The organism is Streptomyces sp. LUP30 (assembly GCF_001746365.1).
Lineage (GTDB): Bacteria > Actinomycetota > Actinomycetes > Streptomycetales > Streptomycetaceae > Streptomyces.
In genome coordinates, this window is sequence record NZ_MJAJ01000114.1 from 1 (window position 1) to 2,275 (window position 2,275).

General features: G+C 75.4%; 2 protein-coding genes and 1 pseudogene. 2 read left to right on the top strand and 1 reads right to left on the bottom strand.

What is annotated here, in order from left to right; genetic code table 11:
• Positions 1-175 precede the first annotated feature (175 nt).
• Positions 176-946, bottom strand: coding sequence for a type I methionyl aminopeptidase (gene map, locus BG482_RS39820; protein ID WP_069774097.1), 771 nt, complete (start codon positions 944-946; stop codon positions 176-178).
• Positions 947-978: 32 nt separating this feature from the next.
• On the opposite strand from map, the gene BG482_RS39825 reads away from it, so the two are divergent.
• The gene (locus BG482_RS39825) at positions 979-1,230 is read left to right on the top strand and encodes a helix-turn-helix domain-containing protein (RefSeq protein ID WP_069774098.1); all 252 of its coding nucleotides are present in this window, start codon (positions 979-981) and stop codon (positions 1,228-1,230) included.
• Between the two features lie 148 nt (positions 1,231-1,378).
• Positions 1,379-2,275 (top strand): annotated as a pseudogene (locus BG482_RS43255) (hypothetical protein); the annotation flags it as partial.

The window sequence follows — 2,275 nt, forward strand, 5'->3', positions numbered from 1 at the left end:
CTGCGCCCCCTGGCGGCCCGCCCCGCAGCGGGCTCGCGCCCAGCGGGGCCCCGCACCGGCTCGCGCCCGTCGCAACGGCCGCGGCCCGTTCTGCGCCGCCGCGCGGTCCCGTATCCGGGGGCCCCGGGCCCCCTCGGTGGGATCCGGCGCTCCGGCCCTCCCCGTCCGGCTCCGGCTAGCCTCGCTGCGTCAGCACCCTGGGTCCGCTGTCCGTGATCGCCACCGTGTGTTCCGTGTGGGCCGCCCTCGAACCGTCGTTCGTGCGCAGGGTCCAGCCGTCGGGAGCGACGTGGTAGTCGTCCCCGCCGCCCGCGATCAGCATCGGCTCGATCGCGATCACCATGCCGTGGCGCAGCGCCAGGCCCCGCCCGGGCCGGCCCTCGTTCGGGATCGCCGGGTCCTCGTGCATGTGGCGGCCCACACCGTGGCCGCCGAAGTCGTCCATGATCCCGTAGCCGGCCCCTCGGCATACCGTGCCGATCGCGTGCGCGATGTCGCCGACGCGGTTGCCGACGACCGCCGCCCCGATCCCGGCCGCCAGGGCGCGCTCGGCGGTCTCGACGAGCCGGACGTCCTGCGGACGCGCCCGGCCCACGGTGAAGCTGATCGCGGAGTCGCCCACCCAGCCGTCCAGCTCGGCGCCGCAGTCGATCGAGACCAGGTCGCCGTCCCGCAGCCGGTGGCGGGTGGGGACTCCGTGCACGATCGCGTCGTTCACGGACGCGCAGATCACGGCGGGGAAGGGCGTGGGCGCGAAGGACGGCCGGTAACCGAGGAAGGGCGACGACGCCCCCGCCTCCCGCAGCACGTCGTGCGCCACCTCGTCCAGCTCCAGCAGGGAGACACCCACGTCGGCGGCCTTGCGCACGGCCGTCAGGGCTCGTGCGACGACCTGCCCCGCCTCGTACATGGCGTCGATCGATGTGTCCGTCTTCAGCTCTACCATGCCAATTATTATACCGGTATTAGAATGGGGTCATGGTGCGCACCCCCTTGACCCCCGAAGAGCACGAGCGCGGCGAGCGGCTCGGGCGACTGCTGCGCGAAGCGCGCGGCGGCCGGAGCATGACCGAGATCGCGGCGAGCGCGGGCATCTCCGCCGAGACCCTCCGCAAGATCGAGACCGGCCGGGCGCCGACCCCCGCGTTCTTCACGGTCGCGGCCCTGGCCCGCGTGCTCGGCCTGTCCATGGACGAGCTGGCGGGGCTGTGCTCGCTCGCCCCCGCCTGAAGCCCGGATCCCGCCGTCGGGCGCGCACCGCTCGTGGTCGCGCGGTGACGCGGTCGCGTCCGCTTCGAAAACTCCCCGTAGCCCCGCTGTAACACGACTGGTGTTTTCTACGAATCGGAGTGTTCCGGTCGGGGCGGGGAGTCCAGCGATGACTGTGTATCAACTCCCGGGCCGGGTGCGGGAGTTCGTGATCCACCTGAGCGGACTGCTGGCGCGCCTGGACCAGGGCGCCGGCTGGTGCGCGGTGTTCTGGCAGCGCGATCCCGACGGTATGCAGGCCTGCCTCGACGGACGTGAGGTGCCGCCCTGGGACGTGGTGGAGGCGCTCCTGCAGGACCTCGCCGCCGCACACGGCCCCGAGGCCGCCGCACAGGAGGCGGGGCGGCTCCGGCCGCTGCACGGCGACGCGCTCGCCGCCCACGACGCCCGCCCCGGCGGCCGCGACGCCCTCGGGGACCGGCTCGACGTGATGCTCCGCGAGCAGCGCTACGCCGCCGACCGGCTCGTCGACCTGGGCGGGCGGCTCGCGTCCGCGGCCACGCACGAGCAGGCCGACGCCGTCCGCCTCGACCTCGCCTGGGCCCGCGACGACCATGAACGCGCCACCGCCCGGTGCGCCGAGCTCCGCCGCCGGATGGCGGACCTGGACCGACTTCCGGCCCCCGCACCGCACCTCGTACGGCCGACCGGCCACGACGCCCGGTCCGGAGCCGACGCCCGGTCCGGAGCCGACGCCCGGTCCGGCCATGACGCCCGGTCCGGCCATGACGCCCGGTCCGGCCACGACGCCCGGTCCGGCCACGGCGACGAGCCCGCGGCCGGTTCCGGCGGTGCGCGGCGGCCCGGTCACGAGGACGCGGGGGCCGTGGCGGGGGGCGTGCGCGGTGTTTTCGACGACCATCCCGCCCCTGCCGGTGAGGCGACGGTGCGCCCCGGGGCCGGTGAGGTCGTCGTCGGCCCGGACGCTGTGCCCAAGCAGCGCAAGCGCCGTCGCGGCAGCGCCCGGTTCGCCGGCATGGCCGAGGAGGACGCGACCTCCGTCGTC

What these genes read in the sequence shown, in the direction of transcription:
- map (WP_069774097.1), bottom strand. Translation starts at nt 946, where the DNA reads ATGGTAGAGCTGAAGACGGACACATCGATCGACGCCATGTACGAGGCG.
- BG482_RS39825 (WP_069774098.1), top strand. Translation starts at nt 979, where the DNA reads ATGGTGCGCACCCCCTTGACCCCCGAAGAGCACGAGCGCGGCGAGCGG.